At 41.4% G+C, this 22,094-nt stretch carries 21 protein-coding genes; 12 read left to right on the top strand and 9 right to left on the bottom strand.

Annotation, left to right across the window (positions count from 1 at the left end):
* Window positions 1-700: 700 nt before the first annotated feature.
* From ACFG4S_RS07805 to ACFG4S_RS07775, 7 genes are all read left to right on the top strand, one after another.
* The gene (locus ACFG4S_RS07805) at window positions 701-1,750 is read left to right on the top strand and encodes an LLM class flavin-dependent oxidoreductase (RefSeq protein ID WP_392534253.1); all 1,050 of its coding nucleotides are present in this window, start codon (window positions 701-703) and stop codon (window positions 1,748-1,750) included.
* Window positions 1,751-1,773: 23 nt separating this feature from the next.
* Window positions 1,774-3,810, top strand: a complete 2,037-nt coding sequence (locus tag ACFG4S_RS07800; protein ID WP_392534252.1) for a LysR family transcriptional regulator — start codon at window positions 1,774-1,776, stop codon at window positions 3,808-3,810.
* 539 nt (window positions 3,811-4,349) lie between these two features.
* Window positions 4,350-4,934, top strand: coding sequence for a sigma-70 family RNA polymerase sigma factor (locus ACFG4S_RS07795; protein ID WP_392534251.1), 585 nt, complete (start codon window positions 4,350-4,352; stop codon window positions 4,932-4,934).
* Window positions 4,931-5,275: a hypothetical protein gene (locus tag ACFG4S_RS07790; protein WP_392534250.1), complete on the top strand. Its 345-nt coding sequence runs from the start codon at window positions 4,931-4,933 to the stop codon at window positions 5,273-5,275. Before ACFG4S_RS07795 ends, ACFG4S_RS07790 begins: the two co-directional genes overlap by 4 nt.
* An 18-nt stretch (window positions 5,276-5,293) precedes the next feature.
* Window positions 5,294-5,776, top strand: coding sequence for a Spy/CpxP family protein refolding chaperone (locus tag ACFG4S_RS07785; protein ID WP_392534249.1), 483 nt, complete (start codon window positions 5,294-5,296; stop codon window positions 5,774-5,776).
* 10 nt (window positions 5,777-5,786) lie between these two features.
* A complete protein-coding gene (locus ACFG4S_RS07780; RefSeq protein ID WP_392534248.1) occupies window positions 5,787-7,295 on the top strand; it encodes a DUF1800 domain-containing protein in 1,509 nt (502 codons plus the stop codon).
* A gap of 47 nt (window positions 7,296-7,342) precedes the next feature.
* Window positions 7,343-8,569, top strand: coding sequence for a DUF1501 domain-containing protein (locus ACFG4S_RS07775; RefSeq protein ID WP_392534247.1), 1,227 nt, complete (start codon window positions 7,343-7,345; stop codon window positions 8,567-8,569).
* Here the strand turns inward: ACFG4S_RS07775 and ACFG4S_RS07770 are convergent.
* The 4 genes from ACFG4S_RS07770 to ACFG4S_RS07755 all read right to left on the bottom strand — a co-directional run bounded on the left by ACFG4S_RS07770 (window position 8,566) and on the right by ACFG4S_RS07755 (window position 12,219).
* The gene (locus ACFG4S_RS07770) at window positions 8,566-8,940 is read right to left on the bottom strand and encodes a DUF1257 domain-containing protein (RefSeq protein ID WP_392534246.1); all 375 of its coding nucleotides are present in this window, start codon (window positions 8,938-8,940) and stop codon (window positions 8,566-8,568) included. The two genes, ACFG4S_RS07775 and ACFG4S_RS07770, sit on opposite strands and share 4 nt — an antisense overlap.
* A 68-nt stretch (window positions 8,941-9,008) precedes the next feature.
* The gene (locus ACFG4S_RS07765; RefSeq protein ID WP_392535930.1) at window positions 9,009-10,556 is read right to left on the bottom strand and encodes an AAA family ATPase; all 1,548 of its coding nucleotides are present in this window, start codon (window positions 10,554-10,556) and stop codon (window positions 9,009-9,011) included.
* A gap of 252 nt (window positions 10,557-10,808) precedes the next feature.
* Window positions 10,809-11,288: a hypothetical protein gene (locus ACFG4S_RS07760; RefSeq protein ID WP_392534245.1), complete on the bottom strand. Its 480-nt coding sequence runs from the start codon at window positions 11,286-11,288 to the stop codon at window positions 10,809-10,811.
* A gap of 481 nt (window positions 11,289-11,769) precedes the next feature.
* Window positions 11,770-12,219: a DUF6636 domain-containing protein gene (locus ACFG4S_RS07755; protein WP_392534244.1), complete on the bottom strand. Its 450-nt coding sequence runs from the start codon at window positions 12,217-12,219 to the stop codon at window positions 11,770-11,772.
* A gap of 505 nt (window positions 12,220-12,724) precedes the next feature.
* On the opposite strand from ACFG4S_RS07755, the gene ACFG4S_RS07750 reads away from it, so the two are divergent.
* Window positions 12,725-13,096, top strand: a complete 372-nt coding sequence (locus tag ACFG4S_RS07750) for a hypothetical protein (protein WP_392534243.1) — start codon at window positions 12,725-12,727, stop codon at window positions 13,094-13,096.
* A gap of 81 nt (window positions 13,097-13,177) precedes the next feature.
* Here ACFG4S_RS07750 and nblS read toward each other — a convergent pair whose 3' ends face one another.
* From nblS to purD, 3 genes are all read right to left on the bottom strand, one after another.
* Entirely contained in the window at window positions 13,178-15,124 is a 1,947-nt protein-coding gene (nblS, locus tag ACFG4S_RS07745) for a two-component system sensor histidine kinase NblS (protein ID WP_392534242.1), read from the bottom strand.
* Window positions 15,125-15,312: 188 nt separating this feature from the next.
* On the bottom strand, window positions 15,313-15,630 hold the full coding sequence (locus ACFG4S_RS07740; RefSeq protein WP_392534241.1) for an element excision factor XisH family protein: 318 nt from the start codon (window positions 15,628-15,630) through the stop codon (window positions 15,313-15,315).
* A 47-nt stretch (window positions 15,631-15,677) separates the two neighbouring features.
* On the bottom strand, window positions 15,678-16,964 hold the full coding sequence (purD, locus tag ACFG4S_RS07735) for a phosphoribosylamine--glycine ligase (protein ID WP_392534240.1): 1,287 nt from the start codon (window positions 16,962-16,964) through the stop codon (window positions 15,678-15,680).
* A gap of 395 nt (window positions 16,965-17,359) precedes the next feature.
* On the opposite strand from purD, the gene ACFG4S_RS07730 reads away from it, so the two are divergent.
* Together ACFG4S_RS07730 and ACFG4S_RS07725 are read left to right on the top strand one after the other, a co-directional pair.
* Window positions 17,360-17,503, top strand: a complete 144-nt coding sequence (locus ACFG4S_RS07730) for a hypothetical protein (RefSeq protein ID WP_392534239.1) — start codon at window positions 17,360-17,362, stop codon at window positions 17,501-17,503.
* Window positions 17,493-17,855 (top strand): hypothetical protein, encoded by a 363-nt coding sequence (locus ACFG4S_RS07725; protein WP_392534238.1) that lies wholly within the window; start codon window positions 17,493-17,495, stop codon window positions 17,853-17,855. Before ACFG4S_RS07730 ends, ACFG4S_RS07725 begins: the two co-directional genes overlap by 11 nt.
* Here the strand turns inward: ACFG4S_RS07725 and ACFG4S_RS07720 are convergent.
* Together ACFG4S_RS07720 and ACFG4S_RS07715 are read right to left on the bottom strand one after the other, a co-directional pair.
* Complete coding sequence (locus tag ACFG4S_RS07720) at window positions 17,821-18,267, bottom strand: hypothetical protein (protein ID WP_392534237.1); 447 nt, start codon at window positions 18,265-18,267, stop codon at window positions 17,821-17,823. The genes ACFG4S_RS07725 and ACFG4S_RS07720 overlap by 35 nt on opposite strands.
* 82 nt (window positions 18,268-18,349) lie before the next feature.
* The gene (locus tag ACFG4S_RS07715; protein ID WP_392534236.1) at window positions 18,350-19,396 is read right to left on the bottom strand and encodes a hypothetical protein; all 1,047 of its coding nucleotides are present in this window, start codon (window positions 19,394-19,396) and stop codon (window positions 18,350-18,352) included.
* 114 nt (window positions 19,397-19,510) lie between these two features.
* On the opposite strand from ACFG4S_RS07715, the gene ACFG4S_RS07710 reads away from it, so the two are divergent.
* Complete coding sequence (locus tag ACFG4S_RS07710; protein ID WP_392534235.1) at window positions 19,511-20,953, top strand: cytochrome ubiquinol oxidase subunit I; 1,443 nt, start codon at window positions 19,511-19,513, stop codon at window positions 20,951-20,953.
* A gap of 117 nt (window positions 20,954-21,070) precedes the next feature.
* The gene (gene cydB / locus ACFG4S_RS07705) at window positions 21,071-22,084 is read left to right on the top strand and encodes a cytochrome d ubiquinol oxidase subunit II (protein WP_392534234.1); all 1,014 of its coding nucleotides are present in this window, start codon (window positions 21,071-21,073) and stop codon (window positions 22,082-22,084) included.
* The last annotated feature ends 10 nt before the right edge of the window (window positions 22,085-22,094 follow it).

Genomic DNA, 22,094 nt, shown 5'->3' with positions numbered 1-22,094 from the left:
TAGCAGAAGGTAGGAGGAAAGAAGTATGAATGAAAACTTTATTTCTGGGTCAAAAACCCAGTTTAAAAAGAAGACACTGGTACTAGACTTGAGCGTGAGATACAAAATATCCTTGCTTAAATCCCACGCTTTCAAAGGTGGGTTACTGCTGCTTCATGCCTCCTACCTTCTTCAACTAAGTTTGCGCGTGCAGGAACAAAGCCGAATTTGTCATCAGTAACAAATCAGCTAAAACTTGATAGAGCAAAATCTTAGTCAAAATCGAAAGCTTGAGAGCGGCTGTAGACTACTCTGAGTTTAAGAGTAGACAATTTCAGGTTCTTATGGTCGTAATATACCATAACTCGACCTTGCTACCGTAGTTTTTAATGAATCAGACTTTATCACAACGATTTTTCTGATGTCGTGACTCTATATACTGAAATTCCATTTCCATATTCCATTTTGGAATACTGCCCAATTTTTCTGAGTATTTAATTATTTTTTATACTTGCTAGCTATTATCCTGATTCAGTCAGAGCAATGATAAATCGGGAATCGACAAAGTATCGATACTATTCCATATCGTGATAAATGCTTGTCATCTGCAACTATACACAGCAGAAATAAATATGGTAGTGTGAACTACTAAATCACGGTAACCAGATATAGATACAGTACTTTTAAGTATCTCGTAAAAAAAGGCACAAGAAAAAGTTTTATGGCACTTCAGTTTGGAATTTGGTCGCCGGTCTGTGGTGGATGGTTGCGGGTTGTCAACCATGAGCCTAATTTATCTACCCAAGATTTGCTAAAACTGGCAGTTCAAGCAGACGAGTTAGGTTATGACTTCTATTACATTCCTGAACATTACTTAAATGCAGTTCATGGACCTAACTATAATGTTGCTGATGCTTGGATTACAGCAGCTTTGGCAAGTTTAAATACCAAGAATATCAAGATTGTTGGGGCTGTACAACCCGGTTTTAAACTACCTGCGGTGGTGGCTAACTTGAGTGCAAACATTCAAAATCAACTTAGTAATGGCAGATTTGCTCTGAGTGGTATTGCAGGTTGGTGGAAATTAGAAGTAGAAAGCTATGGAGATATCTGGCTACCTCATAGCGATCGCTACGCCCGATTAGAAGAGTACATTGATGTCATCAAAGGTCTGTGGACAGTTGAAGGCTTTAATTATGTTGGCAGATACTACACTATTAAGGGTGGTATTCTTGCAGATCGGCCGACACCAATACCACCCATTTTCATTGCTGGGGAATCAGACAGGGCGATTAACTTAGCGGCTCGTCTGGGAGATTATCTATTTATCAACGCTGATGAACCAGAGAAAACGGCAGCATTGGTACAGAAAGTGAAAAAATTGGCTAGCGATCGCTACGGGCGTCAGATTAAAGTCGCAATGAGTGCCTTTGCCATCGTTGGCGAACATACTGCCGAAGCCGAAGCCAGATTAGAAGCAATTTATCGTTCTGCCGATTGGCAGCAGATCGAGTACTTTCAAGAGCAAATCGATCCGAATGTAGTTGCCCATAACAAATTAGACATCAGTCAAACCATTGAAGCCAATCTCGGTTTATCTGCTCAACTGGTTGGCGATCGCTATACTATTAGCAACCGCCTGAAAAAATACGAAGCTGTTGGCGTTGACTTAATAATACTTAAATTTGAATCGATGCTGGAAGACACTATTCGCTTCCACAAACTCATTATTTCCGAATATAAACAGCAGAATAGCTTCATTCCGTTGTAATTAAAAATCTTGCCTTACTTAGCATGAATAAGATTAAACTCGAAGATATTACCCTAAACCACATCAAAATTTTAAAAGCAGTAGATGACTGTGGTAGCTTCTCTAAAGCAGCACAAAAACTAGGGTATAGCCAAGCATTAATTAGTAAAAAAGTCAAACAAATCGAGGATTATTTTGGAGTAATTCTGCTAAATCGCTCTCCTGGCTCTATATGCTTGACTAGTAAAGGCAAGAAATTGATTTCCCAGACATTTCATGTAGTAGAAACTATAGAAAATCTGCAAGAAGAATTTCAGGCAACATTTAGCGCTGAAGGCGAAGATTTGATATTGGGGGCTAATAGTTTAATTTTAGAAGTCTGGCTGAAACAATATTTGCAGCGATTTCAGCTTTGTTTTCCAGGTAGAAATATCAAAGAGATTACGGTTAAAAATACTAGATTTTTTTCTAATTCTCAACTCCTAAAAATAGATATATTACTCAATAGTTGTGCTGGATATAAGGAAGAACATCACTGCACTAGATTAAAAACTCATAAAATGCTATTGGTATCCTTCGGTGCAACTAAATATCTCAATGAGCATAGCTTAGTTAAAATAAATGATATCGACCTGGCTGATGTTGTGCTTTTAGATGAAATTCATCAAGAACTATCTAAAAATGGATTTTTGATGAATAGATTAAGTGGCGTCCAAGTGCTAAACAGTTATCAAGATGTTCTCAACTATGCTTCCAAAAATCAAAAGCTAACTATCTTACCTGACTTTTGTCAAGCTGAAATAATATCTCAATACCAAGTCTTAACTCTGCCGATTCAAGATATTAATGAATATGGGATTTATCTGCACGTTCCTCGCTTTAGTGAGTTGTTAATATCCGCAGAGGGTTTGGTGAGAAGTTTTAGACTTGATGAAGAAAATTTGAAAAGTTTGCCTAATATAAACATAATTTTAGGTAGCTCTTCTCTCCAAGAAGAAAATATTTTAAGGATTGGTATTCAGAGGAATTCTATCGGACAGTTTATTGCTGGGTATGGGACTAAGTATATCTATGATTTACAGAGAGCATCATCACTCGAAAATACTATTTTCAAAAATATTGAAATTAATCGAAATTTCGAGTTACAGATTCTGCAATTTGCTTCTGGAGAACAAATGAATCAACAAATGAAACGGGGAGAATTAGATATTTGTATTTTAGATGATATTTCTCTCTTGAATAATGGTAGCCAATTCTTTGATGATTTAAGTTTTGGTTCTAAATTAATTGGGATTGCTTCATATAATCTTTTGGGTCAAGATATAAATATTGTTCTGCATAAAGATTCTTCGATAAACACTATTCAGGATCTTAAAGGTAAACGAATTTCTACCTTATTTGGTTCAAATGCTCATAGGTTTATCATTACTCTCTTTGACATCTACGATCTGGATATCAGTAAAGATTGTAGATTAGTTAATGAGGAGCCTTGTAAAGCAAGTAAGAGTTTGGCAAATAAAACTATAGATGCTTACGTGTGTTGTCACACCTTTGCCTCAATTTTAGAAGGATATACTTTTGTCAGAAAGCTACCTTTATCTCCTCAAACAAATAGTTTAAGAATTCCATCAATTAGAGGAATTGTATGTCGCTCGCAGTTTATTAAAGAAAACCCGAAAATCGTCGTTGCTTACTTACATGATTTAGTAGTTGCTAATTATTGGTTTAATTTATCTCCAATCAATGCGGCAGATTTATTAACCAAAGTGATTGATGTCAGAAAAACTCAAGTGAATCAGTTTTTTAATCCTGTATTTGGAAACCGCATCGATCCGACACTCAAACCTCAATGGTCTTGGCTACTGAAAACTTTAAATCGCAGGTTGGAAGGAAAATATGGTATTTCACTATTTGATGTAGATTTCTGGATAGATGATTATTTTTTAAGACTTGTCTACAATTTGCTGAATTTAGATTATCACTTTCATCAAGTTTCTTTTGCAAGTGAATTTTCTAGCAGCTATTTTGTCGAAGAGCAGTTTAGTAGACACATGAAAGTTCTCTATAGGACTCATATTTGAGTTCTGAAAAACTAAATTGCCTAAAAGCTTGCCATACAAAGGTTGTTTCTCAGTATACTTAGCAATATTCAAGTACGATTCCTATATTAAGTCAATAAGGTTCAGTTAAGGTTAAAACTTTTTGTCAAAGTTATTTTTTAAGGAACCGCATTCACGTAGCGTCTCGCAGAGATGGAAGAAATCTTTCACTGAACTGTCTTGCTATATAGTAAGGAAACTCTAAGAAATAAAAACAACCGCTTGAAGTTGCTGACTGTGGCCACTGAATCTCGACTCACTTCGACGCCGCTCAGTGCAAGTCGCTCGATTTGAGCGTTGGTCATTGAGCGTAGTCGAAATGAGTCGAAATGAGCCGAAATGAGCCGAAATGAGCCAAAGTGTTGATTGTGAACAGTGAGATATTTTTTTGCAAGTCCCTAATACCCCATGCCCAACCCCCATAGACAAAATTCAGCGACTTGTTGAACCTTTTCTTTTGCCATCCGGTCTAATAAATACAAGCTACAAACGGATGGAGGAGAGTGCCTCAGGTGTTAGTTGTGCCAATAAAGCTTTCAAAGAATAGGCAATTATCCAGCAAATCCGCAAGCGAATCTGATAGTTATCTGATACAGCAGTGCTTGCAAGGTGACATCCAAAGTTACGGGCTGCTTTATCGTCGCCATCAGCAACGGGTGAGATCGATTTTATATCAATGCGAACCATCCAGCCTTGATGATTTGGTGCAAGAAGTATTTGTCAAGGCTTGGAAAGGATTACCCAAGTTTCGACAAACAGCAAAATTCTCGACCTGGCTGTATCGAATTGCTTGGAATTTAGCTTGCGACCAGCGACAAGCAGAAATTCAGCGGCGGACTCAATTAAAGGCTCTCACAGCAAATACTCCTACCCAACAAGAAGCCCCAGATTTGATGGCTCTACATTATCAAGACTTGGTGCAGCAGGGGTTGAGCAACTTAAGCTTCGATCATCGCACGATACTAGTTTTGCATGACTTGGAAGAAGTACCGCAAAAAGAGATAGCAGAAATTCTCGATATTCCTCTAGGAACAGTCAAATCTCGTCTATTTCATGCTCGTGCTGGTATGCGTCAATTTCTCCAACAACAAGGAGTGCAACTATGAGTCAGTTTCCCAATGATGATAAAAATCTGGTTAATTTTCTTTGCAAGCATCGTCCGCCAGTCCCCCCAGCTTCCCCAGATTTAGAGCAACAGATTTTACAACAGGTGCAAACTTCAATAGTTAAACCTCAACGCCGTCTTGCACGGCTGTGGTTAGTTCCACCTGTTATGGCTGCTTCCTTACTGGCTTCTGTATTTAGCTACCGTGTTTTAGTACCAGCCAAACCCAGTGCAGCTGAACTAGCCAATTTGGAAGCTTTCATTGACAGTAATTGGCAAGGGACTGTCAGCGAACATACAGAAAGTTATGTATGGCATTTTACCGATGATAGTGCTGATTAATTTGCTGAATTATAGGAGATGAATTTAATGATTTTACGTCCTTGGTGTCTGGTAGCAGCGATCGTCATTGCTATTGGTGGTGCTAGTGCTTTTGCTCAAGCTAGCGGTTCATTTTTACCGAGCAAATTGGCACAAAATTCTACAAATTTACCGCCTCAGCGTCGTCCGCAATCAGGTTGGCTTCAGGAATTGAATTTGACATCTCAACAGATCCAACAGATTAAAACGATTCGCAGTCAATCCCAAAATCAAATAAAACCCAAAAGACAGGCAGTGCAGCAAGCACAGCAAGAATTACACGATTTATTAGCAGGAAAAAACTCTAAAGAACAGGTACAAACAAAATACAACCAACTTAAAATTCTTAGGCAGCAGCTTGCTGATACTCAATTTGAAAATACCCTGGCGATTCGGGAAATTTTGAGTTTAGAGCAACGGCAAAAGTTTGCTGACCATTTGTACAAGCCGCAACGCAATTCTTCCAATCGTCCAATTAAGTAAAAATAACTCTATGACTGCGAAGCCGAAATTCTTGGTGATGTCGCTGTTAATTTTCTTCTTAGGGATTACGCCCAGTAATGCAGCGCCTCAATCTATCGATCCGAAAGTTTTACATATAGTTAACCGCCTGAGTTTTGGACCTCGCCCTGGAGATGTGCAACGAGTCGAGTCTATTGGTGTAGACCGCTACATTAAAGAGCAACTTTCACCTGACACGATCCCGGAATCAGCAAGCCTTAAAAGTCAACTGGCGCAGCTAGAAACTCTCAGCCTGAATCCGATGCAACTGTTAGCTTATGGGACAACCGGGCAAAAACTCAGCCCCGAAGCCAAGAAAGCCGCCCAGCAAAAAGCTAGAGGGGTGCTTCAAGCAGCAATTCAAGCACGATTATTACAGGCTACCAACAGTCCGAAGCAACTCCAGGAAGTCATGGTGGACTTTTGGTATAACCATTTTAATGTGGATGCAGCTAAGGGACGCGATCGCCTTTTAGTCGGAGCCTATGAACAACAAGCCATCAGACCCTTTACTCTAGGGCGTTTTCGTGACCTTTTAGGTGCAACGGCTCACCATCCTGCTATGCTATTTTATTTAGACAATTGGCAAAATACTGCTCCTGGTAGCCCTGGCGCGCGTGGTAGATTTCAGGGGTTAAATGAGAACTATGCCCGTGAGTTAATGGAATTACACACTCTCGGCGTAGATGGCGGCTATACTCAGCAAGATGTCATCGCTCTAGCAAAGATTTTAACTGGTTGGGGAATTGCTCGTCCCAATCAGCCCAATATTAATAGTAACGGATTTTACTTTGATCCCAAGCGCCACGATCCTAGCGACAAAGTTTTTCTCAAAACCACTATTAAAGGCAGTGGGGAGACTGAGGGCGAACAAGCCTTAGATATTTTAGCGCGTAGCCCCGCTACAGCCCGTCATATTAGCTACGAACTAGCTCAGTATTTCGTCAGCGATCGCCCACCCACAACTTTAGTCAATCGTCTAACACAGCGCTATCTCGCCACCGATGGGAATATTCGAGATGTCCTCGATACTTTATTCCACAGTTCCGAATTTTGGGAGACAAAAAACTTTAATACCAAGTTTAAAACACCCTATCAATATGCTATCTCTGCGGTGCGAGCTACAGGTGTTGAAGTCAATAACACCAGACCAATATTTAATTTACTCCAACAGTTAGGGATGCCCATTTATGGTTGTCCAACTCCAGATGGCTACAAAAACACAGAAGAGGCATGGTTAAACCCTGATGCTATGACTCGTCGGCTTAACTTTGCTACTGCGATCGCTAGCGGCAGATTACCACTATTAAGTGCAGCTAACAATGTAGCTGGCGTAACTCTGCCACCCGTGAAAGTAAAACCATCTCCTGTAGATAGCTTACAACTCACTAATACATTAGGTAACTCTTTATCTAGTAAAACCCAAAGTGCGATCGCATCTAGTCCGCCCCAACTCCAGGCAGCTTTAATCTTAGGTAGTCCAGAATTTATGCATCGTTAGCAGCAAAATCTCAAAACTCGAAATTCCAGCCTCAAAACTAAAGTGATATGAAAAGACGTAACTTTCTTCTCCAAGCAGGAATATTTTCCACCTCAGCCATAGCCGCGATCGGAACGAACGCTATTGTTGCTAGATCGGCTAGCGACAATAGCAATCAAAAACGCTTAATTGTGATTTTTCTGCGTGGTGCAGTTGATGGCTTAAACGTAGTGGTTCCCTATTCGGAGACGGCTTATTACCAAGCAAGACCGAAAATTGCAATTCCCCAACCAGGGAAGGAAGGGGGAGTTCTAGATTTAGATGGTCGCTTTGGCTTGCATCCAGCGTTAAATTCCTTGATGCCCTTGTGGCAACAGAGTAATCTAGCATTTGTCCATGCTTGTGGTTCTCCCGATCCCACTCGCTCCCACTTTGATGCTCAATACTATATGGAAAGCGGTATTCCTGGTACAAAAAAAACTGGGGATGGTTGGATGAATCGTTTATTAGGTACTATCTCCAACAAAACACCCATCCAAGCAGTAAGCGTGGGAGAGACAATACCACAGATTTTACATGGTCGGATGTCTGTAGCCAGCTTACCATCAGGGCAAAGAGGTAATAATTCTCTGTCACTGGATCGTCCACAAGTAGGCGCAGCATTTGACCGACTTTATAGTGGCAATGATAGCTTAAGTCAAACCTATCAAGAAGGACGAATGGCGCGTCAAGCCATCATGAAAGATTTGGATAATGAAATGAAGATGGCAAATAATGGTGCGCCATTACCCGATGCTTTTGCCAGAGACGCCCAACGGCTAGCCCGACTGATGGTTAAAGACCCTAAAGTTGAGTTAGGGTTTATGGCTGTGGGTGGTTGGGATACCCACGTTAATCAAGGTGGTAGTCAAGGACAGTTAGCCCAGAGGCTAAAAAAATTAGCAGAAGGTTTGGCTGCGATGGTACAAACTTTAGGACCAATTTACCAAAATACAGCAATTGTGGTGATGTCTGAGTTTGGTCGCACAGTACAAGAAAATGGTAACGGTGGCACAGATCACGGACATGGGAATGTGATGTGGGTATTGGGTGGTAAAGTACGAGGTGGTAAAGTTTATGGAGAATGGCCGGGATTAGCAACAGCCCAACTTTACCAAAATAGAGACTTAGCGATCGCTACCGATTTTCGAGATGTGATTTCTGCCGTGTTAGAACGTCACTTGCAGGTTGACCAAAAAACACTAAGTCATGTTTTGCCAAGTTATACCCCAACTCAGAAAATTGCCTTAATTTAACACCAACGCCCTACAACTACCCGCACAGTTCCATCTTCTAAAACTTCTTCGTCCTCAACATTAAAGCCTTGTTCTTGCACTGTTGCTATCAAGGTTTTATGAGCATATTTTTGGCTGATGGAGTTAACAAACTGCTGTTGATTAATTTTTGCTCCCCAAAAGTCTGCAACTATTTCGTAATTTTCACCGCTGCGGCGAAAACCTAAATCATAACCATTCTTCTGACGAATCACATACTCGGCTTGAGTCGTATCGCCTTGATATCCGCGTACATTCGTGTTGCATTCAACTTGATAGTTTAATTCTTGCAACACTTGATGCAGAATTTCACCGCGTTTGATTTGGACTTTTATAGTTGTGAAATGAGACATAATACCAATTTTGGATTTTAGATTTTGGATTAAAAAACGAGGCGCAGGAAATACATAGTTTTTCTATTTTAATCGACTTCTAAAGGACCTATTCCTTGTTCACTTGAGTATTGTTTTAATTCTTCTATCAACACCACATCATTAGAGGCGGTTCTTGCACCGGCTTGTGCTGCCCATTGCTTTAATGCTTCAATTTGTTCATATGCGATCGCCGCTAATGGCACTGTCTGCGCTACAGCCTGTAAAATATCCTCTGTATTAAAGTCTCGGCGCTGTCCCTCGACTCTTGTGGAAAATGCTTGGTGCATAGCATCAACTATTACCTGCTCAATTTCCGCACCGCTAAAGTTGAGACTCTGTTTGGCTAACAAAGCTAAGTTAAATTCTCGCAGCCGATTCGGGCGTAACCGTTGCAAATGGACTTTAAAAATCTCTTGGCGTTCGGCTTCTGTAGGTAGATTCAAAAAGAAAATTTCATCAAATCTTCCTTTCCGCAACAATTCGGCTGGTAATATTTTGACATTATTTGCTGTGGCGACAATAAACACACTGGCGGTTTTCTCCTGCATCCAGGTAATCAAACTGCCAAACACGCGGCGCGATGTCCCCGAATCCCCATCAATGCTACTGGTAATATTGCCAAAGGCTTTGTCAATTTCATCAATCCACAAAACGCACGGTGCCATTGCTTCAGTTAACTGAATCATTTGGCGCACCCGGCTTTCACTTTCGCCGACAATCCCACCAAATAAACGCCCAGAATCTAATCTTAATAAAGGTAAGCGCCATTCATGGGCAATTGTCTTGGCTGAGAGGGATTTACCTGTTCCCTGAATACCCACAAGTAACATCCCTTTGGGGTTAGGAATACCGTAGCGTCTGGCTTCTTCGGTAAAAGCATCTTGGCGCATGAGTACCCATTGTTTGAGTTGATCTAATCCACCAACTCGTTTGAGTGATTCTTGGGGTGTGAAAAATTCTAAAATCCCAGTTTGACGGATTGCTTGCTTTTTCTCTTCCAATACGCCGTCAATGTCAGACTCATTTACTTGCTGTTTAGCGGCTAAAGCTTTTGCCAACACTCTCGAAATTCGGGTGCGACTTAAACCTTGACAGGCTTTAACTAACTGTTCCCGTGCCAAGCCCGAAACATTTAATTTATCTGGTACTACTGACTGTTGGATTAAATTATCTATTTCGCCAACGCTAGGTAAGGGAAAATCCACTACTGTCACTTCTTGCAGTAACTCGTCAGGAAGTTCTAAAGTATGGCTGGTGGTGATGATAATTTTACGCGATCGCTTTAACTCCTGCGTCAAGTTTCGCAACTCCCGCACAATTGGGGCATTCTTCTCCGTAGTCGGATTTTTCACAAACGGATGCAAATCCCGCAGCACAAACATTGCAGGTGTTTGGCCATCAGCTTTGCCAATTCGCCCTAATGCAGCCATCACCGAACCTTTATCTGCACCATTATCACTCCAACCCCGCACAATATCCCAAAATAAAAGCTGTCGTTTGGGCACAGAAAGCAATGCAACTTGCTGCAACACTTCTTCCACAGGTTCTTCTTCAATAGTAATCACATACAGTAAGGGATACCTTGCTCGAATCATCAAATCAAGTTGCTCTACTAAGGAGGCATATTGCTGATTCTCGCTGCTATGAGTCGCATATCCTTTTCTATGTGGATCAAAATTGCTCATTTATCTTGAAAATGGGTGTAAAGGTCTAGGAGAAAGAGTTTTTAGCACTGCTCTGGATTTGTCCCAGAGCAGCATTATTTTATACAGACTCTAACCCCAGATCGCAAAACTTAAATCAGTAAATCAAACCAAATATCCTGGCTCCATTGTCCCTAAAACTGCCTAAAAGTTCTGGGGTGGCAGTGGTTGACCTTGGCTCTTAGGAACATTAACTACGTTTAAAGCTTTAGCAATTGCAATAACGTCATTATCTAAACGTTGAGCTTTAGCATCGCCAGGACAGCTAATGTCTGGCGACTGCTGACCACCTAAATTGATGGTAGTACTTGTACCAAAAGAAACAGATTTGGCACAATCTTGTCTGACTGCCAAATTAGATAAAGGTTCTGCAAATTTCACGTCGCGGAAAAACTTTTTCGTCAACTTTTTAGACAATTTACCTTGATTAGACCCTTTGCCATCAACATAATTGACTTCTCCAGATGGTGATACGTAAATGCGATAACCAATCGTATTTGTAGAGCCACTATTAACGATAACAGCGACGTTATTGGGTACAAGCCCTATTGCTGATGGAGATGTAGAAAGCATAAATGATATACCTGCTAACCCCAGTAAGCTCTTAGAAAAAAGCCGATTCATATAATAAATCTCCTCATTTATGAGTATTGATTGTCAAAAAATAATGACCCAGATGAATCTGGATAAGTTTCCTTTATTTCCTAATTTTAACCAGTATCTTCGTAAAAATATCAGGTCATAATTTTGTTATATATTTGTCATAACTGCGTCAAGTTAATATGAAATAATTACCAGCTTTGTCTATCATGATAAAGTTACTTGAGCATGATAAATAAAACTTTTAGTAGAGAATAAAAATTAACTTGCTTACATCGTTTATCAAACAGAATTCAGGAGTTATGAGCTAGAATTTAGAACGAATTCTGTACGATTGACGAATAGCGTAGCGTTAGCGAGTCTTCTCCCAAGGGGAGACGCCAAAAGCGAACGAGCATCTGAATCATTGGGTTTAAGACCCCAGCAAATTGAAAATTTCGTGGTCTTAATTCTGACTCCTGTTGGCGCAGCGCGGCGTAGCCCATTCTGACTTATAAATTGTTTTTTATCGATCGCCACTTAATATCTTCCAGCCTTCACGACTGAGAAAGAAACCATCACCACTAGTATTAGTACATGTCAGTCCAGTTCGTTGCGATATACATATGAAACCTCCTTTCTGCCAAGTACTGTTGTAGGCTAGCTTGTAATTAGCCTCAAAGCTGTCACTAATACAAAGAATTTCTGGTTTGCCGTACTCAGATAATAAAAATCCTCCACCCCAATCATATTTACAATAATTTGGATAAGGTTGAGGGGGTATAGGATTTAGTCCACTGCCAATGTCACAGCGCAGTGCATTATTATTTTCTCCAACAACTATGCACTGGATATTACCGCTAGGAGTCACAAAGCTCTCAGGAACTGTTTGAGCAGAACTTACAGAGGTTATTCCCATTATCACGAAAACTGACGACACCAAAATTTTCTGTCCTTCTAAAATTTTTAACCACATAAAAATATCTGTTTTATTTATTCAAGATGTACAAATTTACCGATTGTGCATTAAAGTAAATACCTAGTTTCCAGCTTTTATCAATCATTTTTTCATAAATACAGCAGTTCTCAAGTAAGTGAGATTCAAAACATGAAGAATTATAGACAAAAAGAGCGATTTCTAATTTTAATTAAACCTGAGTTCTACGGTTAGAAAAAGGCAAAAAGCTTGCTAGATATGAAGCGTGAGAAACTCAACAGGCATCCCTGTATTCCTGGGTTGGGCTACTTCTACGCTAAGATTGACTGAAGAATGAGCAAAAAAAGCAGGAAAAAACGCCGAGACTAAAAATATCTCAGAGAAATGAGGGTCAAGGCTTAATCTAGCATTGTATCTTGCCTTGATATCGAACAAATCTTCTGTAGCCATATTTAAAATTAACGGGCTAAGTTAGTATTTCCCTATTATCTCGGTAAATGGATAGAATCAAAGTGTCTACTTAACCAAATTTGCCCTGAAGGTTTTGGCTACTGTATCTTGTCCCCGCTGTCATCAACTCGTTGATAATCAAGCTATTAGTTGTCCTTATTGTCGGACGACACTCAAAGCTTACGGTCATCCCGGTATTCCATTGCACCGCGCCACTGGGGACGGGTATCTGTGCGAGACCTGCACTTATCAGGTTGATGATACCTGCAATTTTCCCCAGCGTCCCTACGCTAAAGACTGTACCCTCTACCAAAATATTGAAGAGACAAAGTTAGATTTGGAACAGCAGCATCATTCCAATGGTTTTGCGGTAAATGTGAAAACTTGGGTAAAACGCAATCAGACTTGGCTGTTGCTATTAGGTTTATTATTGGTCTGTTTGCTATTTGTTATAGCAACATCTTGATTTATGTTTTTTAGGGAATGGGCAGTAGGGGGATTAGAGACTAGCGACTAGACTAATGTGCAATGCCCCATGCCCAATCCTTCAGAGTGTGGTAATTTTGGGGGTTTCGGCGATCGGCTCAAGCTGTATCGGTTGCGGTTCTTCTTCAAATACCCCTAAGTCGAACCAAAAGGTAGTACCAATGCCGACTTCGCTCACCAGATGGACTTTACTACGATGTCTGTCAATGATGTTTCTGACAATTGATAAACCCAAACCCGTGCCTTCTAGGGTGTGAACTCGGTTTTCTACGCGGAAGAAGCGTTCAAAAATTGAGTGCTGGTCTTCTGTGGCGATACCAATTCCAGTATCAGAAATTTCAATTCGCACTGGACAAGATTGGGTGTGATTGGGCTTGAAATCTAGTTGATAGGCGCGGATTACTACTTTACCGCCAGCTTTTGTGAATTTGAGGGCATTACCAATTAGATTACCAAACACTTGTACCAATAAATCATAATTACCTAGTACTAGGGGCAAATTAGGAGCAACTTCTTGAATGAGTTCAACACATTTATCTTTAGCATTAAGTTGGTAAGTACGCAGTGTTTGCTCGATCGCTTGGGCTAAATCTACTCCATCAAAGCTGTAGTTACGACCAGATTCGAGTTTTGACAAATCTAAAACATCGTTAACTAAGCGAGTCAGGCGATCGGTTTCATGGTTCACGGTTTGCAGAAACTCTTTGCGTTCGTTTACACCCAAGTCTTCACCGTAGTCATGCAAGGTTTCAATATAAGTTTTGATGTTAAATAAAGGCGTTCGCAGTTCGTGAGAAACGTTGCTGATAAATTGGCTTTTGGCTTCGTTTAATTCCACCTCGCGGGTGATATCTTGGATGGTAATCGCAATACCTTTGATGCTTTCCCGTTGCAGGTTGAGTACTGTAGTCAAGAGAATGCGGACTGTTCTGTGGGTGGGTTGGTTGATAAAAATTCGGAATTCGGCACTTTCGCATTCACCTGCGGCCATTTCGTACAATGGGCGAGTGATTTCCATTTGTACTGCTGGGGGTAAGTGATGCAATACATTACGGCCTACCACTTCAGCAGCTTCCCAGCCAAAAATTCGCTGTGCTGTGGGGTTGACTAAAATCACCTGCATATTGTTATCTATCAACACAGCACCATCAGCGATGGTGGAAACTAAAGTTTCTAGTTTGGCTTTTTCTGCGGTCAGTTCTTCTATATTTTGTTCTTCATAGCGTTCTAATCGCTCTCCCATCTCATTAAAGCTTAAAATTAACTCTCCTAGTTCACCGCCTAAAGGTAAATCAATGCGCTGCTTGAAATTGCCGGTGGAAATTTGTTTTACTCCCACTAGGAGTTCCTTAATTGGCTTAGTGATGGTCAAAGCGTTAATGACTCCTGCTAAAATCACCATTACCCAAATCGTGATAAATACGGCAATGGTGACATCACGGGTAAAATTGGTAGAGATAACAGCAGTCTGATTGGGATTAATCCCGATCGCTAATACACCTAAATATTTTTTATTGACGATCAGCGGAATAAATACATCGGTGACTATGCCATCTGGGGTTGTATGTTGCCTTACCATCGGCTTTTCCCCATCACCAGGATAATCTTCTGGCAGTTGTATGCGCCGTTTAATGGTGAGCGAGTTTTCTACCTCGGCTTCCCAAAAAGGAATGCCAAAAAATATTTCCCCGCTTTCATCGGCGTACAGCATATAACGCACGCTAGAGGTGCTGCTGTAGAAGCGTTGAGAAAATTGGGCAACCTCGGTGAGATTATTGTCAGCCACTAGGGGGGCAACATTGGCAGCAAGCAGCAGCCCTAAGTCACGCCCGAAGCGGGTGTCATTCATCCGCGCATCCTGCTGAATTGTGTTCACAGCCCAGAAGGTCAAACCACTCATCACTAATGAGACTACCATTGTAGCCACAGCCAAAAGCTTGGTCTGGAGAGTGAACTCTGACCACCAACTAGCGATCGCATCTCGAATTGTTTTTAACAGAGCTAGCATCTTAAATAAAGTTGTTAGTAGTCCTTGTTATAAAGCCCAACAACTAAAAAATTAACAGTTAATTTGACAAATATGTTATGGGCATGGAGAATAGCGGAATTAAAGAACTATCCTTGTTAAGGTAGTCTTAACGAATTTAACTCATTTCAGCCATCTCTAGTCAGGTTGAACTGAGTCGCAAAATATTTCTACTTTTTATAAGCGATCGCACCAACAGCAAGGTAAAGTTTACGGTCTGGCGCTGTTTCCTCTAAAAGATAACGGTAGATGTCATACTGACCGAGAGCTTCTTTCAAATCTTGTATCTTTGATGCGCCAACAAAGCTTTTGACTTCAACAACAAGTTTTTGCCCGTCTCGTTCGGCCGCAATGGGACGTTCAGCATCGAGATCGGCGTATAACGTTGTTCTTCGATACTGAATTATGTAGGGATCGTCTGTAATCGCCCAGCCGTCCTTTATCAGTGCATTTTTTACAGCATTATGGATAATGTCTAACTTGGGCATAGCTTAAGTATAAGTCACCCTTGCTGGCTAACGGAAATCAGTTTCCTTCAGGATTTCCGACTTATCACTCGATGGCCGATATCTCTACGGTAATATATTCCTTCAAATTGAATATATTTGATTCCTGCGTAGGCTTGGGCGATCGCTTGCTCAAAGTTTTCGCCAATGCCAGTTACATTTAATACTCGTCCTCCATCTGTCAGTACTTGTTGTTGCTGGTTCAATTTGGTGCCGGCATGAAATACAGTTGCTCCGGCTTTTTCTGCTTCCTTAATGCCGGTAATCACCTGGTTTTTATTATATTCTCCTGGATAGCCACCGGAAGCAGCAACGACTGTGGCAGATGCTCCGGCTTTCCAAGCGATGGGCGGTAATTCGCCTAATCGCTGCTGTACACAGGCTAAAAGCAACTCTTCTAGGGGTGTGTCTAGCAGTGGCAAAATCACCTGAGTTTCTGGATCGCCAAAGCGGCAGTTAAATTCTAAAACCTTGAAGTCGCCATCGGGTGTAATCATTAACCCAGCATATAGTACACCACGGTAGTCAATGCCTTTGGATCTTAAGGTGGCGATCGCTCTTTCTAAAACTTCTGTTTGAATACGTGCCATTAACTCTGGTGTCGCAATAGGGGTTGGCGCATAGGCTCCCATTCCCCCAGTATTTTCCCCGCTATCACCTTCACCAATCCGCTTATGATCTTGAGCTGGTAACAAAGGTCTAATTGTTAACCCATCGGTTAAAGCTAAAACTGATACCTCTTGTCCAATCAAACATTCTTCAATGACGACAAATTCACCAGCACTGCCAAATTGTCCTTGAAAAATTGCATCAATGGCACTTTCTGCCTGTGTAACTGTTTCAGCTACCGTTACACCCTTACCAGCCGCCAAGCCATCAGCTTTAACAACAATGGGCGCTCCCTGAGATTTTACGTAAGATTTTGCTGCCGCAGCCTCCGTAAATACCGCAGCCCGTGCCGTCGGAATCCCTGATTCTTGCATTAAGGCTTTTGCCCAAGCTTTACTCGCCTCAATTTGCGCTCCGGCTCTGACTGGGCCAAATACCATCAATCCTTTATCTTGGAGGTAATCTGTGATTCCCTTAGAGAGGGGGACTTCTGGCCCAACTATCACTAGAGTTATGCCATGTTCTAGAGCATATCGGCTCATCCCCTCAAAATCGTCTACTGCTAAGGGCAAGTTTTGGCAACGTTCCATACTTGCCGTGCCCCCATTCCCTGGTACACAGACAACTTGCTCAATTTGCTTAGATTGCAACAGTTTCCAAGCTAGAGCGTGTTCGCGCCCTCCATTACCGACAACTAAAACTTTCACTTATTTCCTCGTGCGTCCCTTGCGAAACGAGAATTCCTAAGGAACTCTCACGGATCAATTTTTTCATTAATTCTCACATTTGTGCAAGCCCCCCGATCGCTCAATACAGCAGGTTTCTTTTGAAGCACAAAGCTACAGGTTTGGAGGTAGGAGGCAGAAACTGTTTACATCTGATTTGAAGTCCTGCATTTTGTACCTCATTTACTTGCAAACTCTGTATATTATGCAAACTCTATCTACTGCATAATTTAGTCACACAAATCAGCAATACCTCTAGTATGGCTACATCGCCTGGTATATTGGAAAACGTTTAAATTTTTAAACAATATTACTATATAGTAATATAATTGTGTTACTTTAAATTCAAGCCCCGTCTAAAACTCTTTTGCATAAAGATGGGGTTCAGAAAGCATTGGTTAAAAACTCAACTTAAGAAATTACCTTTAGGAGTCGTTATTATGGCTCGTGTTATTGTCATTGGTGCTGGACTGGGAGGATTGCCTACGGCTTATGAACTGAGGCATAGTATTGCCGTGTAAACATCAGATTACACTCATTTCTAATCAACCAAAGTTTACATTTGTTCCTTCGTTACCTTGGGTTGGATTGGGGTTAAAGTCCCTCGATCGCATTCAATTAGATTTAGCCAAAATTGTTCCTCAGCATGGTATTGAGTTTATTCATGCTGCTGTCACCGCCATTGATCCGAAGTCTCGTCAGATAAAGATGAGCGAACAAACACTGGACTATGATTATGCCGTTATTGCCACAGGGCCAGAACTGGCGCTGGATGTCCTACCGGGATTAGGGCCCGAAGGTAGGGTGTTGACTTTGTGGGAAATTAAGCCAGAATTTTTCATGCAATTTCCGTGTCGTTATTTGAGGCAGTAAACACGGTTCTTCTCTTTGAAAGCATAGATTGACCGAAAACTTGAGCGGACCAGGCTTCAAGATCAATATACCGAACTGTTTCTAAGGCAATTTTTACAACAGATCCTGTCAACTTCATAGTAGATAAAGAAATGCTCAAAATCATCTGACCTATCTGTTTAAGAGGACATCGAGAAGAAAACTGTTTATATTTGCCAAAAAGCGATTCAATTACATCAGAAGTAGCAAGGATTGTCTGTTCTGAATGAATTTTAGAACTTTCAATTGTCAAATAATCTATAATTTTTAGTTGGAAATTAACTAGAGAATTGGCTCCTATAGTTAATTGCTGTAACTTCAAGACGCTGCTTAATTTTTGATTCAGCCCACAAGTTTTAAGGTGAGTCTCTACAGTTCGAGTCATTTGAACCATTTGGCTCCAAATACTAAGCGGCTCTTGATAATTGATTAACCATCCTAATTTGGATTTTAATTTTTGCCTCAAAATGGCAGGTTCAATATTTGGTAACAGTTCTACCCTGTATGTCTATTGGAGAATCTAAAAGTTTAATAGCCCAATTAATTAGCCTTTCGATATTGAAATAACGACATTGAGAACGTTGAGATGGTGGAGATAAAAAAGATAGCTCTGTTTGTTGTAGTTGTTGTCGGCATCGTGTACATTGCTCGATGAAAGACTGATATTTTTCATCGGCTACTAGCTCATGCTTGAGCAGTAAAGCCATTGCATGAGTCACATCATACGTGTAAATCACTTCTGGATAATTCTCTTGGTACAGCTTGATACCTTTTTGGATATCACTGCCGCGATCAGCTATTATTTGTAATGGACGACCAACTTTTGAAGTTAGCTCAGAGAGCTTCTGCGATATGTATTCTCCCTTAGTGGAGTACATAATTTCCAATGCAAGAAGTTCTATATCTTGATGTCCTAATCCTCGTTTTAAAGGAAAAATTTCTGATTCAAGTAGTTGTTGTGGAACCCCCAAAATTACCAGAGCTTTTTCTGCCCCTAGTTCTACAGTCAAATCTACAATAAAGATCCAATCACTTCGATATTCTTTTTCTCTATTGAGTTCGTACAGACCAATTCGCCCTAACCATTTTCTAATACTACTAAAGCTTGGAGTACCCTGGTTACAAAAATCAGCGTACAATTCAAAAGTCTTTTCGACTCCTCGCAAACTACTACCGCACTTGATAACTTGTTCTAATGATATTTGAATTGTTTCGACTGAATAATGATGTCCCTTCGCTACCTTGTTAAGAGCCTGTCCACTTGTTTGCAACTTAGTTAGAGTGTTTGAAATTAACTCAACTCTTTTTTTTCCCTCGCTCGTCTCGATGTTCTGTTTGAGTAGCTTTGATTCAGCAATTTTTGCTCTGCTTTTCCAATAGTCTCGTGAGGTTGATAAATCTCTGACTTTTATTTCTAATGCTCTGAGTTTTTTCTGTTTTTCCAAAGCTCTCTCTTTCCAATTGTCTCGACCATTGCGAAACAATCTTGCTAATCGGCTGGTTGGGCTTTTAAACTCTTGCATTAACTTCTATGCAGCTACGTACTTCTTGCATGAAAATTTACCACTTTAAAACCCTCAGAGTCAACACCCTAGTTTACTAGTGGTTAAGATTTAAACAAATTCAGAGGTTAGTTCATGGATTTTCTATCGGACACCGTTGCCCTATCGCGGATGCAGTTTGCACTGACGGCGATCTTTCACATGCTATGGCCTGTTCTCACCACTGGGATGGGAATTTATCTAGTCATCGTCGAAGGAATGTGGCTAAAAACACGCAATCCCGATTACTATCACCATGCTCGTTTCTGGGCAAAGCTATATGTGCTGAACTTCGGTATTGGTGTAGCATCTGGCTTACCGATGGAGTTTCAATTTGGCACGAACTGGGCACCTTTTTCTGAAGCGGTAGGCGACTTTTTTGGCAGCATTTTAGGCTTTGAGGCTTCGATGGCATTCATGCTAGAAGCAGGATTTCTGGGTATTATGCTGTTTGGCTGGGAACGAGTAAATCCAGCAATTCACTATTTTGCCACCATTATGGTTGCCTTTGGCGCAAACCTATCTACCTTCTGGATTTTAGCGGCAAACTCTTGGTTGCAAACCCCGGCAGGTGGGGAAATGGTGAACGGGAAGTTTGTTGTCGATGATTACTTTCAGGCAATCTTAAATCCCTTCATGCTCAACAGCGTCTCGCACATGTTTTTAGCGACGCTAGAAACTTCTCTGTTTGTGATTGGGGGAATTAGTGCTTGGTATATTCTCAACAACCTTCATCAGGCTTTCTTTGCGCGATCGCTCAAAATTGTCTTAGCAACTGCGATCGCTGTCACCCCATTGCAAATCTATATTGGACACCTCAGCGCCGAGCAGGTAGCTCACTATCAGCCCACCAAACTCGCAGCAATGGAAGCTAAGTGGGAAACTAGTCCCGCAGGTCTTCCTGCTCCCTGGAGTGTCGTGGCATTGCCCAATAATAAGACTGAGCAAAATGACTGGGAAATCTCAATTCCCAACGGCTTAGGCTACATTCTGGAATTTAAACAGAACCTCTCTAAACCCGTTCTTGGACTGAAACATTGGAAGCCTGAAGATCGCCCCCGGATGGTAGGTTTGATTTTTTACGCCTTCCGCATCATGAGTGGTATTGGCTTCTTCTTAGCTGGATTGATGGGACTCAGTGTGATTCAATGGTTGCGGGGCAAACTCTCACCAGAAGCGATCGCCGGGCAGAAATGGCTACTGCGAATCTGGATTTTGGCGGCTCCACTGGGCTACATCGCCGTCGAATCAGGCTGGATTGTGCGCTGTGTTGGGCGGCAACCCTGGATCGTTTACGGGCAAATTCGCACGGCAGACGGAGCCTCCCACCTACCTGCTAGTGAGGTTTTAACATCCCTGCTAATTTTTGCTGGAATTTATACAGCCCTGTTTATTTGTGCCTTGTTCTTTGGTAGTCGGATCATTCGTCAAGGCCCCAACCTAGAGCTTCCGGTTCCAGGCATTAACACCCAACCTGCCGTACAAACTACTCCGGCTGAATTTGTTCCAGATCAACGTCCTGTTGAAGCAGAGCAATGAAACCAATTCGCAATTCGCAATTCGCAATGAAGAGTGCTGTTAGCGGATAGCTAAGGTTTAGCCCGTGCTGAGTAGTGAGAGGTGCGTGTTGAGTATGGTAAATCAATAGGTAATTGTATGGAGAATCTAGAACACTTTCTAGCACAAGTTTGGTTTGTTATCTTGGCTCTGTTTTTATTTCTCTACGTAATGTTAGACGGGTTTGATCTAGGCGTAGGCATCCTATCGCTAACCAGTTCCAATGATGACCGACGCGACATTTTAATGACAAGTTTGGGTAATGTTTGGGATGCAAATGAAACCTGGTTGGTGTTGATGGGGGGTGCATTGTTTGGGGCATTTCCTCTCGCATACAGCACCATTTTGAATGCACTCTACATTCCCATTTTTGGCATGATCTTTGGCTTGATTTTTCGGGCTGTGGCCTTTGAGTTTCGAGAGCATTCTACCAACAAAGTGTTTTGGAATGTGGCGTTTGGAGTTGGTAGTTTCATGGCGGCGCTATTTCAAGGATTCGCCTTGGGCAGCATTTTGGAAGGCATTAAGGTGGATGAAGCGGGTCACTTTATCGGCAGTATGTGGGATTGGCTTGATTGGCGATCGCTTCTGGTCGCCATAACCCTCATCCAAGGCTATGTTCTGATTGGCTCTACCTATCTTATCTTAAAAACTGAGGGAGAACTACAAACGTCCCATTACCGCACAGCAAAACTCGCTGCTTGGACAACGCTGTTGGGTGCAATCTTAATCACGATTGCCACCCCTGTTGTATATGAAAATGCCAGGGCAAAGTTATTTCACCAGCCAGAAGTGTATCTATTCTCACTCATTCCAGTGCTAGGTGTGCTGCTGATTGGGTTATTGATTAGAAGCCTGAACCGCAAAGCAGAAACTAGTCCTCTAGTTTGGACAGTGCTACTTTTTCTACTTACCTTTGTGGGCTTAGGATTAGTTGTCTTTCCCTATATTATCCCCCCAGGCATCACCATTTATCAGGCAGCCGCAGCACCTAGCGCATTAGTCTTCATGATTATCTTCATTGGATTTCTTATTCCCATTATGTTGTTTTACAACATCTACAATTACATTGTGTTTCGAGGGAAAGTGGCAGGTACACATTATGGACAATAGGTGAGTTGGT

This window comes from Nostoc sp. C117, assembly GCF_043099735.1.
In the GTDB taxonomy this organism is placed as follows: domain Bacteria; phylum Cyanobacteriota; class Cyanobacteriia; order Cyanobacteriales; family Nostocaceae; genus Nostoc.
Note: the sequence above shows the minus strand (reverse complement) of the source record. Positions and strands in the feature narration are given on the sequence as shown.